22 protein-coding genes are annotated in these 21,253 nt (G+C 66.7%); 14 read left to right on the top strand and 8 right to left on the bottom strand.

From position 1 onward, the window contains the following. Positions 1-2 precede the first annotated feature (2 nt). From A9D14_RS07455 to hemC, 3 genes are read right to left on the bottom strand one after another with little or no spacing between them, the layout of a single operon-like run. Positions 3-962 carry a hypothetical protein gene (locus A9D14_RS07455; RefSeq protein WP_066844768.1) on the bottom strand — a complete coding sequence of 320 codons (960 nt, stop codon included), beginning with the start codon at positions 960-962 and terminating at the stop codon, positions 3-5. Between the two features lie 5 nt (positions 963-967). Further along, the gene (locus A9D14_RS07450; protein ID WP_066844765.1) at positions 968-1,669 is read right to left on the bottom strand and encodes a uroporphyrinogen-III synthase; all 702 of its coding nucleotides are present in this window, start codon (positions 1,667-1,669) and stop codon (positions 968-970) included. Beyond that, positions 1,666-2,544 (bottom strand): hydroxymethylbilane synthase, encoded by an 879-nt coding sequence (gene hemC / locus A9D14_RS07445; RefSeq protein WP_066844762.1) that lies wholly within the window; start codon positions 2,542-2,544, stop codon positions 1,666-1,668. The genes A9D14_RS07450 and hemC overlap by 4 nt, the downstream gene beginning before the upstream one ends. Before the next feature lie 114 nt (positions 2,545-2,658). On the opposite strand from hemC, the gene tsaD reads away from it, so the two are divergent. The 6 genes from tsaD to A9D14_RS07415 are packed head-to-tail and all read left to right on the top strand — an operon-like array spanning position 2,659 to position 7,989. Then, the gene (tsaD, locus tag A9D14_RS07440) at positions 2,659-3,783 is read left to right on the top strand and encodes a tRNA (adenosine(37)-N6)-threonylcarbamoyltransferase complex transferase subunit TsaD (protein ID WP_083987758.1); all 1,125 of its coding nucleotides are present in this window, start codon (positions 2,659-2,661) and stop codon (positions 3,781-3,783) included. Then, a complete protein-coding gene (locus A9D14_RS07435; RefSeq protein WP_066844759.1) occupies positions 3,780-4,784 on the top strand; it encodes an NAD(P)H-dependent glycerol-3-phosphate dehydrogenase in 1,005 nt (334 codons plus the stop codon). The genes tsaD and A9D14_RS07435 overlap by 4 nt, the downstream gene beginning before the upstream one ends. Further along, complete coding sequence (locus A9D14_RS07430; protein WP_066844756.1) at positions 4,781-6,364, top strand: MATE family efflux transporter; 1,584 nt, start codon at positions 4,781-4,783, stop codon at positions 6,362-6,364. Before A9D14_RS07435 ends, A9D14_RS07430 begins: the two co-directional genes overlap by 4 nt. A gap of 10 nt (positions 6,365-6,374) precedes the next feature. Further along, the gene (locus tag A9D14_RS07425) at positions 6,375-7,133 is read left to right on the top strand and encodes an OmpA family protein (RefSeq protein ID WP_083987756.1); all 759 of its coding nucleotides are present in this window, start codon (positions 6,375-6,377) and stop codon (positions 7,131-7,133) included. 25 nt (positions 7,134-7,158) lie between these two features. Next, positions 7,159-7,353 carry a hypothetical protein gene (locus A9D14_RS07420; protein WP_066844752.1) on the top strand — a complete coding sequence of 65 codons (195 nt, stop codon included), beginning with the start codon at positions 7,159-7,161 and terminating at the stop codon, positions 7,351-7,353. Continuing rightward, positions 7,354-7,989: a hypothetical protein gene (locus tag A9D14_RS07415; protein WP_066844750.1), complete on the top strand. Its 636-nt coding sequence runs from the start codon at positions 7,354-7,356 to the stop codon at positions 7,987-7,989. It abuts the gene before it with no gap. 16 nt (positions 7,990-8,005) lie between these two features. Here the strand turns inward: A9D14_RS07415 and A9D14_RS07410 are convergent, their stop codons facing one another. Genes A9D14_RS07410 through uvrB form a run of 3 tightly spaced genes read right to left on the bottom strand, consistent with a single transcriptional unit; the run spans position 8,006 to position 12,345 of the window. Then, positions 8,006-8,542, bottom strand: a complete 537-nt coding sequence (locus A9D14_RS07410; protein ID WP_066844748.1) for a hypothetical protein — start codon at positions 8,540-8,542, stop codon at positions 8,006-8,008. Next, positions 8,532-10,070, bottom strand: coding sequence for a S10 family peptidase (locus A9D14_RS07405; RefSeq protein ID WP_066844737.1), 1,539 nt, complete (start codon positions 10,068-10,070; stop codon positions 8,532-8,534). Before A9D14_RS07405 ends, A9D14_RS07410 begins: the two co-directional genes overlap by 11 nt. A gap of 37 nt (positions 10,071-10,107) precedes the next feature. Continuing rightward, a complete protein-coding gene (uvrB, locus tag A9D14_RS07400; protein ID WP_066844734.1) occupies positions 10,108-12,345 on the bottom strand; it encodes an excinuclease ABC subunit UvrB in 2,238 nt (745 codons plus the stop codon). Between the two features lie 184 nt (positions 12,346-12,529). Here uvrB and A9D14_RS07395 point away from each other — a divergent pair, with 184 nt between their 5' ends. The 8 genes from A9D14_RS07395 to A9D14_RS07360 all read left to right on the top strand — a co-directional run bounded on the left by A9D14_RS07395 (position 12,530) and on the right by A9D14_RS07360 (position 19,792). After that, a complete protein-coding gene (locus A9D14_RS07395; RefSeq protein ID WP_066844732.1) occupies positions 12,530-13,078 on the top strand; it encodes a DUF3617 domain-containing protein in 549 nt (182 codons plus the stop codon). Positions 13,079-13,176: 98 nt separating this feature from the next. Continuing rightward, complete coding sequence (locus A9D14_RS07390; protein WP_232468458.1) at positions 13,177-14,163, top strand: esterase/lipase family protein; 987 nt, start codon at positions 13,177-13,179, stop codon at positions 14,161-14,163. A gap of 10 nt (positions 14,164-14,173) precedes the next feature. Further along, a complete protein-coding gene (locus A9D14_RS07385) occupies positions 14,174-15,616 on the top strand; it encodes a circularly permuted type 2 ATP-grasp protein (RefSeq protein WP_066844730.1) in 1,443 nt (480 codons plus the stop codon). After that, the gene (locus A9D14_RS07380; protein WP_066844728.1) at positions 15,616-16,560 is read left to right on the top strand and encodes an alpha-E domain-containing protein; all 945 of its coding nucleotides are present in this window, start codon (positions 15,616-15,618) and stop codon (positions 16,558-16,560) included. The genes A9D14_RS07385 and A9D14_RS07380 overlap by 1 nt, the downstream gene beginning before the upstream one ends. Before the next feature lie 23 nt (positions 16,561-16,583). Beyond that, on the top strand, positions 16,584-17,519 hold the full coding sequence (locus A9D14_RS07375; protein ID WP_066844726.1) for a transglutaminase family protein: 936 nt from the start codon (positions 16,584-16,586) through the stop codon (positions 17,517-17,519). Between the two features lie 127 nt (positions 17,520-17,646). Then, entirely contained in the window at positions 17,647-18,405 is a 759-nt protein-coding gene (locus A9D14_RS07370) for a proteasome-type protease (protein WP_066844724.1), read from the top strand. Between the two features lie 188 nt (positions 18,406-18,593). After that, entirely contained in the window at positions 18,594-19,220 is a 627-nt protein-coding gene (locus A9D14_RS07365; RefSeq protein WP_232468457.1) for a response regulator transcription factor, read from the top strand. A gap of 35 nt (positions 19,221-19,255) precedes the next feature. Continuing rightward, positions 19,256-19,792, top strand: a complete 537-nt coding sequence (locus tag A9D14_RS07360) for a GNAT family N-acetyltransferase (RefSeq protein WP_066844722.1) — start codon at positions 19,256-19,258, stop codon at positions 19,790-19,792. Positions 19,793-19,813: 21 nt separating this feature from the next. Here the strand turns inward: A9D14_RS07360 and A9D14_RS07355 are convergent, their stop codons facing one another. Further along, on the bottom strand, positions 19,814-20,386 hold the full coding sequence (locus tag A9D14_RS07355) for a TMEM165/GDT1 family protein (protein WP_066844719.1): 573 nt from the start codon (positions 20,384-20,386) through the stop codon (positions 19,814-19,816). Positions 20,387-20,510: 124 nt separating this feature from the next. After that, positions 20,511-21,233: an extensin-like domain-containing protein gene (locus tag A9D14_RS07350; RefSeq protein WP_083987754.1), complete on the bottom strand. Its 723-nt coding sequence runs from the start codon at positions 21,231-21,233 to the stop codon at positions 20,511-20,513. Positions 21,234-21,253 lie beyond the last annotated feature (20 nt).

Genomic DNA, 21,253 nt, shown 5'->3' with positions numbered 1-21,253 from the left:
GCCTAGCGTCGGGTGGCGGCCACCGGGGTCGCCGCGGGCGCGGCAGCGGTTTCGGCCGGGTTTTCCGCCGCATTGGCGGCAGGCGCGGCTGGGCTGGGCTGACGCACCGGCTGGCCTTGCGAATCCGACAGATTGCGCGGCTCCAGCAGGGCGGCGGTCTCGATCAGGTCCAGCGCCTGCTGCGTGGCGACATAGCGCTGCGCGTTTTCCAGCCATTCGCCCGTCGCTTCGCGATTGGGCAGCCGTTCGACCAGCGCGGCGGCGGCCTCTACCCGTCCGTCGTTCAGCAATTGCTGCGCCCGTTCGAGCCGGACAACCGGCTGCGGCGAAGGCGCATCCGCGCGGCGCAGCACGAACAGGTTCGCGATCTCGGCCTTGATCCGCGCCCAGCCGGTCAGATCCTCGGATTCGGTGACCGCCGTTTCCGGCAGGCTCTGAAGCCCCTGTCGCAACTGGTCGAGCGTGACGGGATTGCGCGCGCTGTTGATGATGGTGCGCACCGCATTGGGCTGGGCATTGCCGAAGCGCAGCTGCAGCTGGTTTTCCAGATAGCCCAGCGGAGCGCCGCGTTCGACCAGCCTGCGGGCGGCGAAGGCGACCAGCAGCCCTTCCGCGCGGGCTGCATTGCCCGAAGCGGCCTCGGCCTGCATGTCGAGGCGGTTGAGGCGCCGTTCGAGATCGCCGAGGCGCATCGCCACCGTCATCTCTCCCGCCGGGACGGGCGGCAGGGGAGCGGCTGCGGTCAGTTCCGCGTCGGCGTTAGGCGCGGCCTCGACAGCGGTCGCGTCGGCGTTCGTCGGGACCGACGGTTCCGCCAGCCAGCCGGTGCTCCACGCGAGATAGAAGGCAAGGACGAGGCCGAGCGCGAAAGCCAGGAAAACGCTGACCGCGAGCTTGCGAAACCGTTTGCTGCCTTTGGCCGCGCCATAGGCCACGGAACTGTCGTGGGGGGTGGAATCCATCGGTTCTATACTTTTCCTGGAAGGCCGCTTTGGCACATTTGATCCGCCAAGGCCAGTAAGGCGGCATCGTCGGGCGAGGACGCATGGCGGCACGCGGCCCAGCCTTCGCCCGCCATCCGGGCGATGCGCGGAGCAAGGCAGGCAAGCGCGATGGCGCCGCGCGGCAGGCCAAGCCGGTCGCATTCGCCGGCGAAATGACCGGCGGCCTCGCCCGAATGGAGCAGGACGATGGCGCCGCCCGCCAGCATACCCGCCAGGGACCTGTCGATCGGTCGGGGCTGCACCCTATAGACGAAGCGCGGTTCGATCGCGATGCCGGGGGACGGGTCCAGCGGGACATGCGCCTCGCCCGACAGCCGCAGCAGGCGGGTCAGCCCGCGCGCCTCGGCATGGGGGAGCAGGGTCTGCATGCCGCGCGCGCCGACGGCGATGACCGTGAAGCCGGTCTCCCGCGCTGCCTCTGCCGTGGTTTCGCCTACGCATAGAGCGGGCAGGACGGTCAGCGCCTGCAACCCAGCGCCGCCGTGGCGCAGCGCGTTGGCGCTGCCCAGCAGGACCGCGTCGAAATCGGCGGGATCCGGAACCGCCCATGGCACGGCGCCGACGCTGAACAGGGGGCGGCTGGTGACGGCAAGACCCTGGTGCGCGCCGCGCTCCACGGTGGCCGCATCGCCGGGCGCGGGGCGGATCGTGATGACCGGGGTCACATCGGCGGGCCGCTGAAATAGGTCGAAACCGCCTCGGGCGCTTCGGCCAGCAGCCGGCGGGCGAGTTCGGCCGCGGCGTCGTCGTCGCCGGCGGCGAATTCTGCCTCGCGCTCGACCCTGAAGATGCCGTCCGGGCTGAAGATCGCCGCGCGCATGGTCAGCATGTCGCTGCCGTTGGTCAGCACCGCCACCGGGCTGTGGCAACTGCCGCCCAGCGCCAGCAGCAGCGCGCGTTCGGCCATGACCTGTGCGCGCGTCGGCGCGTCGTCGATGGCGGACAGCCAGCCGCGCATTGTCTCGTCGTCCGTCCGGCACTCGATCCCGATCGCGCCTTGCGCCGGGGCGGGCAGCCATTCGCCGGGCTCCAGCGGATGGCCCACGCCGGTCTGCTCCAGCCGCTCTAGCCCGGCGGCGGCCAGCAGGGTCACGTCGGCCTCCCCCGCCTGCAGCTTGGCGAGCCTGGTCGCGACATTGCCGCGAAAGCCGACAATCTTAACATCGGGGCGCAGGTTCAGCATCTGCGCCGCCCGGCGCGGGGCGCTGGTGCCCAGCCGTGCGCCGCGTGGAATCGTGCCCAGCCTGGTCGCGCCGATCAGCACGTCGCGCACATCGGCGCGCGGCAGCAGGGCGGCGATGGTCAGCGCTTTAGGCCGGACCGTCTCGACATCCTTCATCGAATGGACGGCGAAGTCGATCTCTCCCTCGCCAAGCCACGCGTCGAGTTCCTTGGTCCACAGCGCCTTGCCGCCGATGTCGGCCAGCGGGCGGTCCTGGATCCGGTCGCCGCTGGCGAGCACGGGCAGGATTTCGACGGCATCCTCGCTCCACCCATGGGCGGCGACCAGCCGGTCGCGGGCTTCACGGGCCTGCGCCATGGCAAGCGGAGAGCGCCGTGTGCCGAGGCGCAGCGGACGGGGCGGCGATGGTGGTGTCGGACGTGTCATGCAGCGGCTTGTGCTAGCGGGGCAAAGCGTTCAGGGGAAGTTCCCATGAGCAGCCCATCCCCCGATAGGCCTTTTTCGGCAGAGCAGGCTCCGGCGGCGGAAAATAGCGTCTCGCCGGCTCGCCCCTGCATCGTGCTCGGTATCGAATCGAGCTGCGACGAAACCGCCGTGGCACTGGTTGCGCAGGATCGGACCATCGTCGCGCAATCGATCGCCTCGCAGGACGCGCAGCACGCGCCCTATGGCGGCGTGGTGCCCGAGATCGCGGCCCGCGCCCATGTCGAGGTGCTGGCCCCGATGGTGGAGCGCGTGCTGGCCGATGGCGGCATGGAACTGGGCGATGTCGACGCGATCGCCGCGACCGCCGGGCCGGGGCTGATCGGCGGGGTCATGGTCGGGCTGGTCACCGCCAAGGCGCTGGCGATGGCGGGCCGAAAACCGCTGCTGGCGATCAACCATCTGGAAGGCCACGCGCTCAGCCCGCGGCTGGCGGATGCGGGGCTGCGCTTTCCCTATCTGCTGCTGCTCGCATCGGGCGGGCACTGCCAGATCCTGGAAGTGCGCGGCGTGGGCGATTATCGCCGGCTGGCCACCACCATCGACGATGCGCTGGGCGAGGCTTTCGACAAGACCGCCAAGATCCTGGGCCTGGGCTATCCGGGCGGCCCCGCCGTGGAAAGGCTGGCGCAAGACGGCGATCCGCGCGCGGTCGCCCTGCCGCGCCCGCTGAAGGGATCGGCGGAGCCGCATTTCTCGTTCGCCGGGCTGAAGAGCGCGGTGCTGCGCGCGCATGAAAGCGGCCTGCACGATCCCGCCGACCTTGCCGCCAGTTTCCAGCAGGCTGCGATGGACTGCGTGATCGACCGTACCGAGCGCGCCTTGCAGCAGGCGCAGGGCATGACCGCGCTGGTCGTCGCGGGCGGGGTCGCGGCCAACCGGGCGCTGCGCGCCGCGCTTGAGGCGCTGGCGGCGAAACATGGGCTTGAATTTGCCGCGCCGCCGATGAAACTGTGTACCGACAATGCGGCGATGATCGCATGGGCCGGGCAGGAGAGGCTGGCTGCGGGGCTGGTGGAGCCGGGCGGAGATCCGCTTTCCATCGCCGCAAGGCCGCGCTGGCCGCTTGATCCGGATGCGGAAACCGTGCGGGGAGCGGGAGTGAAGGCATGAGCACAGCAGCGCGCATGGGCGTAATCGGTGCGGGCGCATGGGGCACGGCGCTGGCGCAGATGCTGGCCGCCGATGGCGCGCCCGTGTCGTTGTGGGCGCGCGAGGAAGAGGTTGCGAACGCGATCAACACGACGCGGCGCAACGCGGTCTACCTGCCCGATGCAGAACTGAGCCCCTCTATCGTGGCGACCAGCGAGCTGGCTGCCTTTGCCGGATATGACACCTTGCTGATCGTCACCCCGGCCCAGCACCTGGGTTCGGTGATGGGCGGGGCGCTGGCCGATTTCGCGGGCGACGCGGTGCTGTGCGCCAAGGGGATCGAGGCAGGATCGGGCCGCCTGATGGCAGAGGTCGCGCATGACGTGGCGCCGAAAGCGCAGCTTGCGGTCCTGTCCGGACCCACGTTCGCGCATGAAGTGGCCGAGGGATTGCCGACCGCTGTCACATTGGCGTGCAAGCGCGGCGACGCGCAGTGGCAGCGCTTGTCGGCGCAGATCGCGCGGCCCAGCTTCCGGCCCTATTACTCCGACGACATCGTCGGGGCCGAGATTGGCGGCGCGGTCAAGAACGTGCTCGCCATCGCGTGCGGCGTGGTCGACGGGCTGGCGCTGGGCCAGAACGCGCGTGCCGCCACCATCGCGCGCGGCTATGCCGAGATGCTGCGCTTCGGCCTTGCGCGCGGGGCGCAGGCGGAGACGCTGTCGGGCCTGTGCGGGCTGGGCGACCTGGTGCTGACCTGCTCGTCGACATCCAGCCGCAATTTTTCGCTGGGGCGTGCGCTGGCCAAGGGAACGCCCGCGTCCGAACTGATGGCCAGCCGCCGCACCGTGGCCGAAGGCGCCTTTACCGCCCCTGTCCTGAAAGCCCTGGCCGACGACATGGGCGTCGCCATGCCGATCACCGATGCGGTCTGCGGATTGCTGGCTGGCAAGGTCAGCGTGACCGACATGGTGCGCGACATTCTGGCGCGCCCGCTGCGCACGGAAATGGAAACGCCGTGACCGATCAGGGCAAGGCCGGTCCGGCAACACCGGACGAGGGCGGCTCAAGCGACCTTGCCACTCTGGCGAAGGGCGGGCGAACCAATTTCTTCGGCTTCCTGCTGCGCCTGCTTGCGCGGCTGCCGTTCCTGTTCATCGCGGGGCGCTTTTATGGCGCTGACCAGCTGGGGCGTTTCGCATCGGCGCTGATCATCATCGAGATCGGCGGCCAGCTCGCCACGCTGGGGCTCAAGCGCGGGCTGGCCAGGGAACTGGGACAGGGCGGGCGCGAGGAGGCGGCCGTCGTCGCCGACGGGTTGCTGCTGTCGCTGCTGTTCTCGTCGCTGCTGGCGGGCATATTGTTCGTGTTTCCGGACCCGATGTTCCCCAATGGCATGAACAGCCGCTGGGACCTGCTGCTGCCCTTCGCGCTGGTGTTCCTGTCCCTGACCGAAGTGATGCTGGCGGCGCTGGCGTTCCGCTATAACATCGCCGCCACCGTGCGCAGCCGCGCGGTGGTCGAGCCTTGGGTGCTGTCGATCGCGGCCGGTACGCTGCTGTTCGTGCCCGCGCTGGCAGAGGGCGGACTGGCGATCAGCTATCTGCTGTCGGTGTTCGCGGCGGCGGTCACCGCCTTTATCCCGATGCTGCGCATGTACGGCCTGCCGCGCGACTGGGCCCCGCAGACCATCCGCCTGCTGCGCCTTGCGCGCGAGAATCTGCCGCTGGCGCTGGCCGATGCGATCGAATGGGGCACCCGCCGGCTGGACATCGCGATCCTGGGCTTCTTTGTCAGCCCGGCGACGGTCGGCATCTATTACGTCGCGGTGCAGGTCGCCAGCCTGCCGCAGAAGCTCAAGACCAGTTTCGAGCCGATCCTGGGCCCGGTGATCGTGCGCAAGCTGAACGAGAAGGACTATGCGGCCATCGCGCGGCAGGTCTGCCAGGCGGGGTTCTGGATCATCGCGGCGCAGACCGGCGTGGCGCTGGGGCTGGGCATCACGGGCGAGGCGGTGATGGGGCTGGTCGGACCGGGCTTCGTCGGCGGCACCGGCGCGCTTGCGTTCCTGCTGCTGGCCGAGGTGGTGGCCGCCACCGCGGTCGTGTCTGAAGCGGCGCTGATCTATCTGGCGCGCATGCGCAACCTGGCGGTGTCCATCGCCACGATCTGCCTTCAGGCGGTGCTGACCCTGGCGCTGGTCACGGCGGCGCAGCGGCTGGGCCTTGCCGAGCCGTACCAGGCGGCGTCGGCGGCGCTTGCGCTGGGGCTGGCGCTGGGGTTCGCGTCGATCACCAAGTCGCGCATGCTGGGCCGCATGCTGGGCGAATCGATCAACAATTTCCGCTGGCCGCTGATCTGGGCGATCGCGCCCGCGGTGGTGGTCGGCCATCTGTTCACGCTGGCGCCGGAATGGATCGAGCTTGCCGTCGGCGTGCCCGCCATCCTGGCCACCTATGGCTTCGTGATCTGGCGAAAGGGCTTTGGGCCGGAAGACCGCGTGCTGTTCAAGTCGGCCGGGAAAGCCGTCCCCGCCCCCGCCGATACTCCGTTACCTCCATCGGCCGAGGAGGCGCTTCCTTCGGCGCCGGGGGAGCGCTAGGACGCCGGGGATGAGAGTTCTGTACGAGATTCCGGATTGGCTGCGCGTCGTCACCGGGGCGGTGATCGTCGGCTGCATCGCGCTGTTCGCCCATGCGCAGACGGGCCGCAATCTGGTGGAGCGGCTGGAAGCGCGCGCCGAGCGGGCCATCGCCGAAAACGGCGGCACCGGGATCACCGCCGACTTCACCACCTCTGCCGGTTGGCCCACGCGCCATCCGGTGCTGGTCGGCGGAGATGACCTGCCCGACGACATCCGCGCGCGGGTGGCACGGGCGGTGGCCGATCTTCCCGGCGTCGGCGGCGCGCACTGGGACAGCCGTTCGCGCAGCGTGATCGCGCCGGAGCCCGAGATCGAGACCGGGCCCTTTCACTGCCAGCGCGATGTCGAAACGCTGCTGTCGGTGCGCGTGATCCGCTTCGGGCAGGGCAGCGCGGAGATCGATCCGGAAAGCGAAATCCTGCTGGACGAGGTCGCGGGCGCGCTGAAGCCATGCCGGGGCAGCATCATCGCGATTACCGGCCATTCGGACGCGGTCGGCGATGCCTCGGTCAATCTGCGCCTGTCGCGCGAACGGGCGGCGGCAGTGCGCAGCGAGCTGGTCGAGCGCGGGCTGCCGCGCGATTCGCTGCGGGCCACGGGTCGGGGTTCCGCGCAGCCGATCGAGGGGCTGCAGCCCGAGGATCCCGCCAATCGCCGCATCGAATTTTCGGTGATAGAGGTCGCGCCCCTGCGGCCCACGCCGATCGACATACCCGACGCGGGCTAGGCCGGACGCGGGTCAGGAGAACGCCATGCCGCTATGGGTCGAATTGATGGTCTTCATGCTGATCATCTATGGCGCGGTGCTTGCGCTGATGATGAGCTGGCTGCAGCGCCGCGCGCGGCTTGCGCGCTTGACGCGCCAGCGTGCAAGGCGTCATCTATCGAAAGGCCGGAAGGCTGGTCAGCCGGCGGATGGGACATTTGGGAAGAGCGAGGAAATCTAGATGGTTGAGATGATCCAGTCGAACTGGCTGGCGGTGCTGCTGGTCGTGATCGTGGCCGTGCTGATCGCCATCTGGCTGATCGCAAGGCCGAAAAAGCCGCAGGATCGCAGCTATCGCCCCGACGTGCTGGACGAAGGCGTCGCGCCTGCCCAGCGCAACCAGGCCTTCATCGACGCTCCCCCCGCCAGCGCGGGCCGCCCCGCGCATGAGCATGAGCCTCCCGCCGTGCCCGAGACGATCGGCGGCGCGGGCGTTGCCGTGGCCGCCGCCGCGCTGATGGCCGAGGAAGAGCACGAGGCGGCCGAGCAGGCCCGGCACACGCCGGAAGACCAGATGCCCGACACGCCGCGCGACGCCCAGGCGGTGGCCGCGGCGGTCAAGATCCATGACGATGGCGCGTCCGACGATCTGCTGCGGATCAAGGGCGTCGGGCCCAAGCTGGCCGAGCTGCTGTCGTCGATGGGTATCTCGCGCTATGACCAGATCGCGGCGTGGAGCGATACCGACGTGCAGGAAATCGATTCCCGGATGGGCCGCTTCGCCGGGCGGATCGAGCGTGACGACTGGCGCACGCAGGCGCGCTACCTCGCCTCGGGCGATACGGCTTCCTATGAGGAAAAGTTCGGCAAGCTGTAGGGGGCGGGGGCGGCCCTTAAGCGTCGTCGCCGCGTTTCGCCAGCCGCGACTTGCAGCCGTCGACCAGTTCCTTGAGCGTCGAGGAGGCGGGAAAGATCACCTTCCCGCCGCCCGCGACGGTCGCATAGAACGGCCCGCCGGTCAGCGCGATCCAGTGCGGGTCGTCGGACGCCAGCGCGCCGCTCCATTCGTCGCCGTCATTGGTGACGGGCAGGCGCAGGATGCCGCGGTAACCCACGAACGAGAGCATGGCCTTGGCCCCGTCGTCCGACGGAACGTTGCGCGTCGCCTGGACCAGCCCGTTCCGGCACGACAGCTTCAGCAGGGCGGGCATGCCCGGTTCGCCATAGGTCGCGCCCGTCCCCTCGCGCACCCAGCGGCCGTCGGGGGGATCGATCTTGCCCGGCATCGGATGTTCGTCCGGCGCGGGCTTGGCATCGCTGAGCTGCATCCGGATCGGCGCGCCGGCGGTCTTCTCGTCATCGCCCGAACAGGCGGCCAGCGCCCCCGAACAGGCCAGCGCGGCCAGCAGCAGGCCCGCCCTAACGCGCATTGATGAAGGCCCTGACGTCGGCGGTCAGTTTCGAGCGGTCCTCGTCGCGGATATACATCATGTGGCCCGCGTCGTAATAGCGGTACTCGATCCGCGAGGGGTCGAAGCCGGTGCGCGACAGCGCATATTCGGCGGCGAAGAACGGTGTGGCGAAATCGTACCAGCCCTGGCCGACGAAGATGCGCATGTCGGAATTTTCGCGCATGGCCTTGCCCAGATAGGGGGCGACGGTCAGATAGGCATTGGTGTCGCGCCAGCCGGGCAGTTTCCAGTCCCAGTCGCCCACGCTGCCGATGGTGACGTATTGCCGGTCGGTGTCGTAACCGATGCTGTCGCGCATCCAGCTGTTGATCGCGGCGGCATAGCCCGCATCGATGCCATAGAAGCTGGGGTCGTTGTCGGGCGTTTCGCCCGCGCTGTCGTAATCGACGCCGGTATAGCGGCTGTCGAGCCGCCCGACGGTCAGGCCCCGGTCGCGCAGCAGTTCTTTATAGAACCGGCTGGGGCTGACGCGCAGATCGGCGCGGTCGAGATAGGTTTCCGACAACCCGGTCAGCCGGGCAAGCTGCGCGCGCACGCTGGCACGTTCGGCATCGCCCAGTGCCTGCCCTTTCAGCAGGGCGGCGGCATAGGGGCCGATCGCGAACTGGCGCGCTTCCTCCACCAGCCCCTCGACCGAGGGGGCCTGTACCTTGCCGTGATAATGCGCGGTTGCGGCCATGGTCGGCAGGTTGGTGATATAGGACAGCTCGTTCCCCTCGGTATCCGCGCCCGCCGCGAAGTCGAGGATGGTCGAGATCAGGATCACGCCGTTGAGGCCGACGTCGTTATAGGCACCCTCAAGCTCGTTCACGACGGCGGCGCTGCGGGTGGTGCCATAGCTTTCGCCGCCCAGGAACTTGGGGCTGTTCCAGCGGCCATTTTCGCTGATCCACTTGCGGATCACCTCTGCCACCGACTTGGCGTCGGCGGTGACGCCCCAGTAATCCTGCGGATCGGTTTCGCCGATCGCGTGCGAAAAGCCGGTGCCGACGGGATCGATGAAGACGAGGTCGGTGACGTCGAGCAGCGAATCCGGGTTGTCGAGGATCGGATAGGGCGGCCCGCCATCGTCGCGTGCGTCCGAGGGGATGGCGACGCGCTTGGGCCCGAACGCGCCCATCTGCAGCCAGACCGATCCCGATCCCGGCCCGCCATTGTACAGGAAGGTGACCGGGCGGGACTTGTCCTGCGGATCGGCGACATAGGCGGTCGTGACGATCGCGGCGGCGGGGTTGCCGTCCTCGTCCTTCAGCACCTGCTCCTCCACCGTGGCGGTATAGCTGATGCGCTTGCCGCCAAAGGTGCCGGTGAAGTCCCTCGACGCGGCATTGGGCGTGTAGTCCGCGGCCGGCTTCGCCTCGGCCTTGGTGTCTTCCTGCGCCATTGCGGGCGCGGGGGCCATGCCGGCGGCAAGGACGGAACTGGCCAGCACGGAACCGGCAAGGGCGAGCGCGGCGCGGCGCGTGGGTCGCAAGGTCTTGATCATGCCCGACCTAATGCGGGCATCGGCGGCAGAACGCAATTTACGGTGCCGGTTTTTTCCCTCGATTTGCCGCAAAAAGCGGTTTCGGCGGTTTCTTCTTCCACTTCCGCTGGGTCTTGCCGAAACGCGTCTTGCGCGTGCCGGGCTTGCCTTCGTTGCTGCGGCCGACGATGGGGGCGCGCTTCCGGTCGTCGGGCAAGCCCAGCTCTTCGCCTTCCAGGCGGCGGATCTCGTCGCGCAGGCGGCCGGCTTCCTCGAATTCCAGATCGGCGGCGGCGGCGCGCATGCGGCCTTCCAGCTCCTCGATATAGGCGCGCAGATTATGGCCGACCATGTTGTTGCGTTCGTCGTCGCCGGTATCGACGGTGACGCCGTCCTGCGAGGCGGTATCGGCCACGATGTCGGCGATGCGCCGCTTGATCGTGGCGGGGGTGATGCCGTGCGCCTCGTTGTATTCGCGCTGCTTTTCGCGGCGGCGGTCGGTTTCCGCCATCGCGCGCTCCATGCTGCCGGTGATGCGGTCGGCATAGAGGATGACGCGCCCGTCGACGTTGCGGGCGGCGCGGCCGATGGTCTGGATCAGCGATGTCTCGCTGCGCAGGAAACCTTCCTTGTCGGCGTCGAGGATGCAGACCAGCCCGCATTCGGGAATGTCGAGCCCCTCGCGCAGCAGGTTGATGCCGACCAGCACGTCATAGACGCCCAGCCGCAGGTCGCGGATCAGCTCGATACGCTCCAGCGTCTCGACATCTGAGTGCATGTAGCGCACGCGCACGCCCGCCTCGTGCATGAACTCGGTCAGATCCTCGGCCATGCGCTTGGTGAGCGTGGTGACCAGCGTGCGATAGCCCTTGGCGGCGACCGTCTTGCACTCGTTGATGCAGTCCTGCACCTGGTCCTCGACCGGGCGGATCTCGACCGGGGGGTCGATCAGGCCAGTGGGGCGGATGACCTGTTCGGCAAAGACGCCGCCGGTCTGCTCCATCTCCCAGCTTCCGGGCGTGGCGGACACGGCGAAGGTTTGCGGGCGCATCGCGTCCCACTCGTTGAAGCGCAGCGGGCGGTTGTCGATGCAGCTTGGCAGGCGGAAGCCATATTCGGCCAAGGTGATCTTGCGGCGGTGGTCGCCCTTGGACATGGCGCCGATCTGCGGGACCGTCTGGTGGCTCTCGTCCACGAACAGCAGCGCATTGTCGGGGAGGTATTCGAACAGGGTCGGCGGCGGCTCGCCGGGAAGGCGGCCCGTCAGGAACCGCGAGTAATTCTCGATCCCCGCGCAGCTGCCGGTGGCGGCGATCATCTCAAGGTCGAAATTGGTGCGCTGTTCCAGCCGCTGATGCTCCAGCAACTTGCCCTCGGCCTCCAGCTCCTTCAGCCGTTCGGTCAGCTCGAAGCGGATCGCCTCGGTCGCCTGCTTCATCGTCGGGCCGGGGGTGACATAGTGCGAATTGGCATAAACGCGCACCTTGTCGAGGCTGGCGCCCTTCTTGCCGGTCAGCGGGTCGAATTCGCTGATCTCCTCGATCTCGTCCCCGAAGAACGAGATGCGCCAGGCCATGTCTTCATAATGGCTGGGGAAGATTTCCAGATTGTCGCCGCGCACGCGGAAGTTGCCGCGCGCGAATGCGGCGTCGTTGCGCTTGTATTGCAGGGCGACCAGCTTGCGGATGATCTCGCGCTGGTCGGCTTCCTCGCCCTTCTTCAGGTCGAAGATCATGGCCGAATAGGTCTCGACCGAACCGATGCCGTAGAGGCAGGAGACCGAGGCGACGATGATCACGTCGTCGCGTTCCAGCAGCGCGCGGGTGGCCGAATGGCGCATCCGGTCGATCGCCTCGTTCACGCTCGACTCCTTCTCGATATAGGTGTCGGAGCGCGGGACATAGGCTTCGGGCTGGTAGTAGTCGTAATAGGATACGAAATACTCGACCGCATTGTTCGGGAAGAAGCTCTTGAACTCGCCATAGAGCTGCGCGGCCAGGATCTTGTTGGGCGCCAGGATCAGTGCGGGACGCTGCAGGCGTTCGATCACCTGCGCCATGGTATAGGTCTTGCCGCTGCCCGTGACGCCGAGCAAGACCTGCGTCTTCTCATCCTCGCGCGCGGTCTTGACCAGTTCCTCGATTGCGGTCGGCTGGTCACCGGCCGGCTGGTAATCGCTCACCAGTTCGAACCTTTTACCCGGCTGCGACTTTTCGGGCCGGGCAGGGCGGTGCGGAGTGAAATTGTCGGATGTGTCGGGCTCTTCCAGTCCGCGACGGATGACGAGTTCGGCCATGCCGCTTGATATGGGTGCGATGGCGGGTTTGTGCAAATGCCCGGTGCAATTGCAAAGCGGTTTGCCATCTGCGATGCCTTCGGGACGAAGCAACGGGACCATCCATTCGGCGGCTGGCCTTCCGGCGGCTGACCTTTCGGCGGCTGGGCCATCGGCAGCCGGGCGATACAGGGGAGCTAGAAGAATGACTTTTTATCGGAAGACTGCGGGGCTGGCGATCGTCGCCGCCATGGCGCTTGCGGGCTGCTCAAGCGAGACCGACGAAACGGCGGCGGGCGACACGCCCATGGCGGTCGAGGATGCGGCGCGCGAATTCAGCAAGCTGGAAACCCCGCAGCCGGGGCAATACGACCTCGACGTCGAGGTCGTCAGCTTCGAGATGCCGGGAGCGCCCGAGGGCGCGCTGGAGCAGATGCGCAGCGCGATGGAGGGCGCCTATCAGGACGGCTTCTGCCTTACGCCCGAGGAAGCCGAGAGAGGCTTTGAGGAGCAGCTGGCGCAGGTCGCGCAGAACGGCCAGTGCAATTTCAACGATCTGTCCGTCGATGAAGGCACCGTCAGCGCCCAGGCCGTCTGCGAGCTTGAGGGCGGATCGATGGAGATGGACATGAACGGCACCGTCAGCTCGACCAGTTCGGACATCACCGCCGACACCAGGATGACCGCGCAGGGGCAGACCGTGTCGATGACGATGCGGATGAAGCAGACCCGCACTGGCGACTGCGCGGCCTGACGCGGCTTTTTCGCGCACGGCAAGGCGGCCCTCGCGGGAAACCGCGGGGCCGTTTTCGCATTGGTTAAGTGAAGCCAACACTGTTACAGAAATCTTGCATGAAATCTCAGGACTTACCCTCGGGCACATTGCTGCCCCGCGCCGCGGCCGGGGCCCTTTCCGCAAGGGAGTGGGCCGATGCCGCCGAGGCGAAACGTGACGGTGTTCCGGCCGCCAAGACGGCAGGCGGGCCGTCCGGCGAAAACGGCGACCGGGCGGTAAGGGGCTCGAGGCCGGGAAGGGGCTTCGCGGTGCTTTTCCGCGAATGGCAGCGCCGCCAGTCGCTGGCGCTGCGTCCGCAGCCCGACGGGGTGCCGACGCCGTCGTCGCGGATGCTGCTGAAGGAACTGGCCTCGCTCGCCGCGCCCGCGGTGTTTCGCATGGCCTATGGCAAGATGGACATCGCGGCACCGGAACGCCCGCGCGCGGTGATGCTGCTGCCGGGCTTCGGATCGCATCCGTGGCGCATGGCGCCGATGCACAAGGCGCTCGCCGAGGCGGGGCATTCGGTCACCGACTGGGGCCTCGGCTGGAACCTGGGCGCGAGCGAGGACCGCTTCGAACGCCTGCTGTCGCGCATCCGCCGCGTATCGCGCGCCGAAGGACGCAAGATCACGCTGGTGGGCTGGAGTCTGGGCGGCGTCTTCGCGCGCGAGGCTGCCAAGCGGCTGCCCGACCATGTGGAGATGGTGATCACCATGGGATCCCCGTTTTCCGGCGACATGCATGGCAATAACGGATGGCGCATCTATCACGCGATCGCGGGCCATCCGGTCGACGAACCGCCCGTCAGCGGGGAATTCGCGGCCAAGCCGCCCGTGCCGACCGTCGCGATGTGGAGCGCGCAGGACGGTGTGGTCCACCGCCACTGCGCCTGCGGCAAGGCGGGAGAGCGCGATCATGCCATGTCGGTGCGCTGCACCCACATGGGTTTTGCCTGGCACCCCGCAGCGATCGAGGCGGTGTCCCGCGTGCTGGCGGGATCACCCGAAAGTTTTACGCATCTTGCAACGCAGCAAAAAAGCAGGGACAAGCTCGACTCATGAGCGATAGTGCATGAGCCGGGACGAGCAGCCGATTTTCGATGAGATGCATGATGCGGATGGATCCGTCCGGCCAGCCTATCGTGGGTATTCGGACTGGTTCGACGAGCAGGATCCGCAGGCGCTGCGCAGGAAGCACCGCGAGGCGGAGGCATTCTTTCGCCGAACGGGCATCACCTTCAACGTCTATGGACAGGATGAGGCGGAAGAGCGGCTGATCCCGTTCGACCCCGTTCCGCGCATCATCACCGCGCACGAATGGCGCCGCCTGTCGCGCGGGATCGAACAGCGGGTGAGGGCGCTGAACGCCTTCCTCCACGATCTGTACCACCGGCAGGAAATCGTGCGGTCGGGCCGCGTGCCCGAATGGCTGCTGCGCGGCAATGCGGCGTTCCTGCCCCACATGTGCGGCTTCACCCCGCCGGGCGGGATCTATACCCATATCACCGGCATCGACCTTGTCCGCACCGGCCCGGACGACTTCCACGTGCTGGAAGACAATGCCCGCACGCCCAGCGGCGTCTCCTATATGCTGGAGAACCGCGAGACGATGATGGCGATGTTCCCCGAACTGTTCACGCGGGTGAAGGTCGCGCCCGTCTCGAACTATCCGCGCAGGCTGGCGCGCAGCCTGGCCGCCTGTGCACCGCCCGCCTTCGATGGCGCGGCGGGGACCAAGCCGGCCATCGCGGTGCTGACCCCCGGCATCTATAATTCGGCCTATTACGAGCACAGCTTCCTCGCCGACCAGATGGGCGCGGAACTGGTGGAGGCGAGCGATTTGCGCGTGATCGACGGGCGGGTCCAGATGCGCACCACGCGCGGTTACAAGCCGCTCGACGTGATCTATCGCAGGGTGGACGATGATTTCCTCGACCCGCTGACGTTCAATCCGGAAAGCATGCTGGGCGTGCCGGGGATCATGGACGTCTATCGTTCGGGCGGGATCACCATCGCCAATGCGCCGGGCACGGGCATCTCGGACGACAAGGCGCTGTACAGCTTCATGCCCGACATCGTCGAGTTCTACACCGGCGAAAAGGCGCTGCTGCCCAATGTCGAGACATGGCGCTGCATGGAGCCCGATGCGCTGAAATACGTGATCGACAACATCCACGAGCTCGTGGTGAAGGAAGTGCACGGGTCGGGCGGCTATGGCATGCTGATCGGCCCCGCGTCTTCGCGGCGCGAGATCGCCAGATTCGTGCAGAAGCTGAAAGCCAATCCGCAGAACTATATCGCGCAGCCCACGCTGTCGCTTTCGACCGTGCCGATCCTCGCGAAGAAGGGCCTTACCCCCCGGCACGTCGACCTGCGGCCGTTCGTGCTGATGAGCCCCAATGGCATCGACATCACGCCCGGCGGGCTGACGCGCGTGGCGCTGAAACAAGGATCGCTGGTGGTGAATTCCAGCCAGGGCGGCGGCACCAAGGACAGCTGGGTGCTGGAGGAATAATGCTCGGTCGCAGTGCAAATGGCGTTTTCTGGATGTTCCGCTATCTCGAGCGGGCGGAGAACTGCGCGCGCCTTCTCGACACCGGGTTCCGCATGGCGCTGACCAGCGATTCCATCACCGCGGAGCAGGAGTGGAGCTCGGTCCTGGAAACCGCCGGGATGACCGAATCCTATCTGGAGAAGAACGGCACCTTCACCGGCCTGCAGGTGTGGAACTACATGCTGCGCGAGAAGGACAACCCGAATTCGATCCGCTCGCTGATCGGGCAGGTCCGGACCAATGCGCGCGCGGTGCGCAACGTCATCACGGCAGAGCTGTGGCTGGCGGTCAACGAAAGCTATCTGCAGGTCAACGAACTGCTTTCGCGCCCAGTCACCCAGGCCAATCTGGGCGACGCCATCGCCGCGGTAAAGCGTGAGGCGACGCTGGTGCGCGGCGCGATGGACGGGTCGATGCTGCGCAACGACATCTATAATTTCGGTCGGATCGGCAGCTTCGTCGAACGCGCGGACAACACTGCGCGCATCCTCGACGTCAAATATTACGTGCTGCTGCCCTCACTGTCCTATGTCGGGTCCAGCCTGGACAATGTTCAGTGGGAGACGATCCTGCGTTCGCTGGGCGCGGAGCGTGCCTATCGCTGGCTGAACGCGGGGCAGATGGATGCCAAGGGGATCGCCGATTTTCTGATCCTGGACGGACGGTTCCCGCGCTCGCTGGCGTTCTGTCATGCCAAGATCCGCAGCAATCTGGCCAGCCTGGCGCTGCAATATGGCGAGGAACTTTACGCGCACGAACTGATCCGCAAGTTCGACATGCGCTTGCACGATACGGACATCGACTCCATCTTCGAACAGGGCCTGCATGAGTTCCTGTCGGATTTCATCGCCGACAATTCAGAAATCGCCCATGCCGTCGAAACCGACTACAGATTTGCCGACTGATCGAAGGAGATCGTAATCGTCCCATGCGCCTCGCTGTCCATCACCGCACCCGCTATTCCTTTGGCGATCCTGTCGTGCACGCGTTGCAGCGGCTGCACCTGACGCCGAAATCGACCAGCGGACAGCGCGTTCTGGACTGGAAGATGAGCTATGAGGGCGCGTACGAGCAGCTGCAGTTCGACGATCACAACATGAACACCACGGTGCTGATCGCGATCGAGCCGGGCGTGAAGGAAGTGGTCATCGAGTGCGAGGGCACGATCGAGACTGCCGACAATCACGGCATCATCGGACGCCATGCGGGCCATCTGCCGTGCTGGCATTTTTCCGGCCATACCGATCTGACCCGTCCGGGCGCGCGCATGCGGGCCCTGGCAGACAAGTTCGATCCCGGCGCCGACACGCTGCCGATGCTGCATGAATTGTCCGCGGCGGTGCTGGATGCGGTGGCATATCAGACCGGCCGCACCGACAGCGCCACGCGGGCCGAGGAAGCGCTGGGTACCGGCGAGGGCGTCTGCCAGGACCATGCCCACATCTTCATCGGCTGCGCCCGGCTGTTGGGTGTGCCGGCCCGCTATGTATCGGGCTATCTGATGATGGACGGCCAGGAAATGCAGGATGCTGGCCATGCCTGGGCCGAAGCGCATGTCGACGGGCTCGGCTGGGTCGGGTTCGATGTTTCGAACCAGATCTGCCCCGACGAACGCTATATCCGCGTCGCAACCGGACAGGATTATGCCGAGGCGGCGCCGGTCAAGGGCATTTCCCTTGGCGGCAGCGATGCCGGGCTGGACGTAGAGCTGTCGATCCGCCGTCAGGAGCAGCGTCAGTCGCAGGACGGCCAGACGCAGAGCCAGAATATCGGCGGCAACGGAATGTCGCAGAGCCAGACGCAGCAAAGGCAGTCGCAGCAGGACGATTTGGGCCCGGATACGCCGCCCGGCCCACAGGATTAACGGGGCGCGCCCCTGTAAATCGCAATATTTGCGGCTATTGTGACATGGCCGGCGTGCAAAGGGATGCGCGCGGCGCGTGTGAACTTTCGCTTGGGCCAGGCGATCATTGGATGGGTGAGGGGCAAGAGTGACCTATTGCGTCGGCATGATGCTGGAAAAAGGGATCGTCATGATGAGCGATACCCGCACGAATTCGGGCGTCGATAACATCTCGGTCTTTCGCAAGATGTTCCAGTGGTCGGACACCGACCGCATCATCGCGGTGATGACCGCGGGCAATCTGGCCACCACGCAGGCCGTCGTCAGCAAGCTGGAAGAACGCAACAAGGCGCCCGAGGACCGCGAGCCCTCTATCCTGAAATGCACCACCATGTTCCAGGTCGCGAACCTGGTCGGCGAATTGCTGCGCGCCACGATCGAGGAGCGGCAGATGTCCGTCGACGGGCAGGCGGGCGGTCCGCGCTTTTCCGCCAGCCTGATCGTCGCCGGGCAGATCGCGGGCATGGAGCCGCGCCTGTTCCTTATCTATCCCGAAGGCAATTTCATCGAGGCGAGCGCCGACACGCCCTTCTTCCAGATCGGCGAGACCAAATATGGCCGCCCCATCATCATCCGCGGCTATGACCGGACGATGAGCTTCGAGGACGGGGTCAAGCTTTTGATGGTGTCGATGGATTCCACCCTGGCGGCGAACCTGTCGGTCGGCATGCCGCTCGACGTGCTGGTGCTCGAGCGGGACCGGTTCGACCCGCTGCATGAGAGGCGGATCATGGCCAGCGATCCCTATTTCCAGGAAATCTCCTCCAGCTGGAGCGATGCCCTGCGCACGGCATTCCATTCGCTGCCCGATTACAGCTTCAACGACCGGGACGAGTCGGTCGGCTGACCAGACGCGTTAGATGTCGATCTTGCATCGACAAAGGCCGATCCGCCCGCGAAACCGACGCTGACCCCATGGCGAATACATCCATTGCGGAGGGACTTTTCACGGTGTTCCGCGCACAGGAAAGTCAAACAATTGCAATAGGTCCATTACGGAATCATCCCTAGTGGCAGCTATGCCGGACCAGCGACATGCTCGTGGTCATGGAACAGCGCATCATCATCCACATCGTCGACGCCGACCCCCGCAACCGTGCCGTCTGTGCACGGACGATCTTCGATCTCGGCCATCATGCCGAAGTTTACGAGGGGGCCGAAGAGCTTCTGGCCCGCCTGCCCAGCCAGGGCATCGTCATTGCGAATGACGATCCAGAAAACGGCGTGATCGGATTGATGGACGAAATTTCGCGCCGGGGGACCTGGCTGCCCGTCATCGCGATGGCGCAGAACCCCCAAATGAACCGCGTGGTCGGCGCGATGCGCGCCGGTGCATTCGACTATCTTGCGCAGCCGCTGGACGCGGACGAACTCTCCACCGCCCTGCGCCGCGTGGCGGGGGAGGCGGAGATGCAGGCGCGGCATCGCCGCCGCGCGATGGAAGCCCGCATGCGGATCGAGATGCTCTCCAACCGCGAACGCGAAGTGCTCGACCGGTTGAGCGAAGGCTGTTCGAACAAGGTGATCGCGCGGGATTTGGCGATCTCTCCGCGCACGGTGGAAATCCACCGCGGCAACATGATGGAAAAGCTGGGCGCGCGCCACGCCGCCGAAGCGGTGCGCCTGTGCCTTGAGGCTGGCCTGGTCGACTGGCGTCACTGATTGCTCCTGGTGGGCGGCAGGTTTATTCATGCCCGATGAACCTGCCGCCCCAACTTCCCTGCGAACTGGCTATCATCACCGAGCGACTGGTGCTGCGTCCGCCCCGGCTTGGCGATTTTGATGAATTCTACGAAGCCGCACGGTCGATGCCGCCGATCGTGCGGGGTTCGCCGCCGATCGATCGCGGAACGGCGTGGGCCAAGTTCACGCGCAATTGCGGGCTGTGGGCGCTGCTTGGCTATGGAATATTCATCGTCACCGATCGCCGCGACGGGTCCTATCTGGGGGATACTGGCCTCGCGCGCTTCGGCCGCTCGATCGAGGCGATGAACGAAGCGGCGGAGGCTGCGTGGGTCATGCTGGAAAAGGCGCGCAGACGCGGCATCGCGCACGAGGCTGCGCAGGCCGCGCACAGCTGGTTCTTCGAAAGGTTCGGGCCGCAGCGCACGATCTGCATGATCGATCCCGAAAACGCGCCCAGCCTGTCGCTCGCCGCAAGGCTGGGCTACCGGCCATTCGGCCAGGGCACGCACGAAGGCGGTGACGTCATCCTGCTGGAACGGCTGACCTAGACGGCGGGCGTCCGGCGGCGATCAGCCCAGCCAGCCCGCCGTCTGCGCCGCCAGCACCAGGCCGATCACGACGAACAGGGCTGCGGCAACAAGGCGGATCGCCTTCAGCGAAATCCGTTTGGTCAGGGCGTCGCCCGCGAAGACCGCGGGTACATTGGCGATCATCATGCCCAGCGTCGTTCCTGCCGTCACCGCCAGCGTGGCGTCAAAGCGCGCGCCCAGCGCGATGGTGGCGATCTGCGTCTTGTCGCCGATCTCCACCAGGAAAAAGGTGATCAGCGTGGTCATGAAGGCGCCGCCGCGGCTCTTCGGCTCCTCGTCCTCGTCCAGCCTGTCGGGCACCAGCGTCCACAGGCCCATCGCGACGAAGCCCGCCGCCACCGCATAGCGGAACCACACGCCGTCGAGGAAATCGGCAGCGGTCGCACCCAGCAAGGCGGCCAGGAAATGGTTGGCGATGGTCGCGAACAATATGCCCCATACCACCGGCCACGGCCGGCGAAACCGGGCTGCCAGCACGATGGCGAGCAGCATTGTCTTGTCGCCGATCTCGGCAAGCGCGACGACTGCGGTGGAGGTCAGGAAGGCTTCCATCGATCAACTTTCAATCCAGCACATCCGGCACCCGGTTCGCGAACCCGGATCGGGCCCGTCAAGCATGTCGATGCCTTCCCGAACGACGCGGCGGGTTAAGGGAAGGTCCGCTGCCGATCAAGCGTCATCGGCAGAAGCCGCCGCCACCCAGTTCCAGATGCAGATGATCCTCATGCGCACGGTTGTAATCGGGGCCGAGCACCGTGCCGAACCGCTTGCACGCGCTTTGGTGGATGGTGCGCAGGAATTGTCTTTCGCCGCTGCTGCCTTGCCAGCCGCCCTTGATCGTGATGCGGCGCCCGTCGGCCAGGATGAAGCCGGATATGTCGACCGCGCTGGCGGTGGAATGGGCGGACAGGCGGCTGGAGCCGGCGACGTTGCGGCAGCTATAGCTTCCGAAGGTCTCGAGCTTGACCACCGGGCTGCCCAGGATCTGCTGTGCCGCGCGGCTGACGCCAAAGCGCGTCCAGTTCGAAAGATCCTGCGACAATGTGCAGGAAATGCGGGGAAGATTGGTCACCACCACGCGCGTATTGTCGCTGGCCAGATGGTAGAGAGTGACCGCATTGCTGGAACTGCACGACCCGGCGGACAGATCGGGCAGCGGCACGAAATCGGCACCCAGCTCGGCAAGACGGCTGCGGCATATCCGCTCATCCGCCGTGGGCAGACTGGGCGCGGTGTCCGGGCGGGCGGCAGGTCGCGGCGCGGTGCGGGGAATCTCGCGCGTCGCCTCGGGCGCGCAGGCGGCCAGCAGGACCAGCACCGCCCATGCACCCAAGCGTCCGAGTCGCGGCGGCAGGGCGCGTCCGGAAATCGTCGGGCGGGCTGGGCGGGGCGTGTCCATGGCTGCGATCCTTAAGCCTG

The sequence above is a fragment of the Croceicoccus marinus genome, from assembly GCF_001661675.2.
Classification (GTDB): domain Bacteria; phylum Pseudomonadota; class Alphaproteobacteria; order Sphingomonadales; family Sphingomonadaceae; genus Croceicoccus; species Croceicoccus marinus.
The sequence above is the reverse complement of the archived record's forward strand: the minus strand, read 5'-3'. Positions and strand labels throughout refer to the sequence as shown.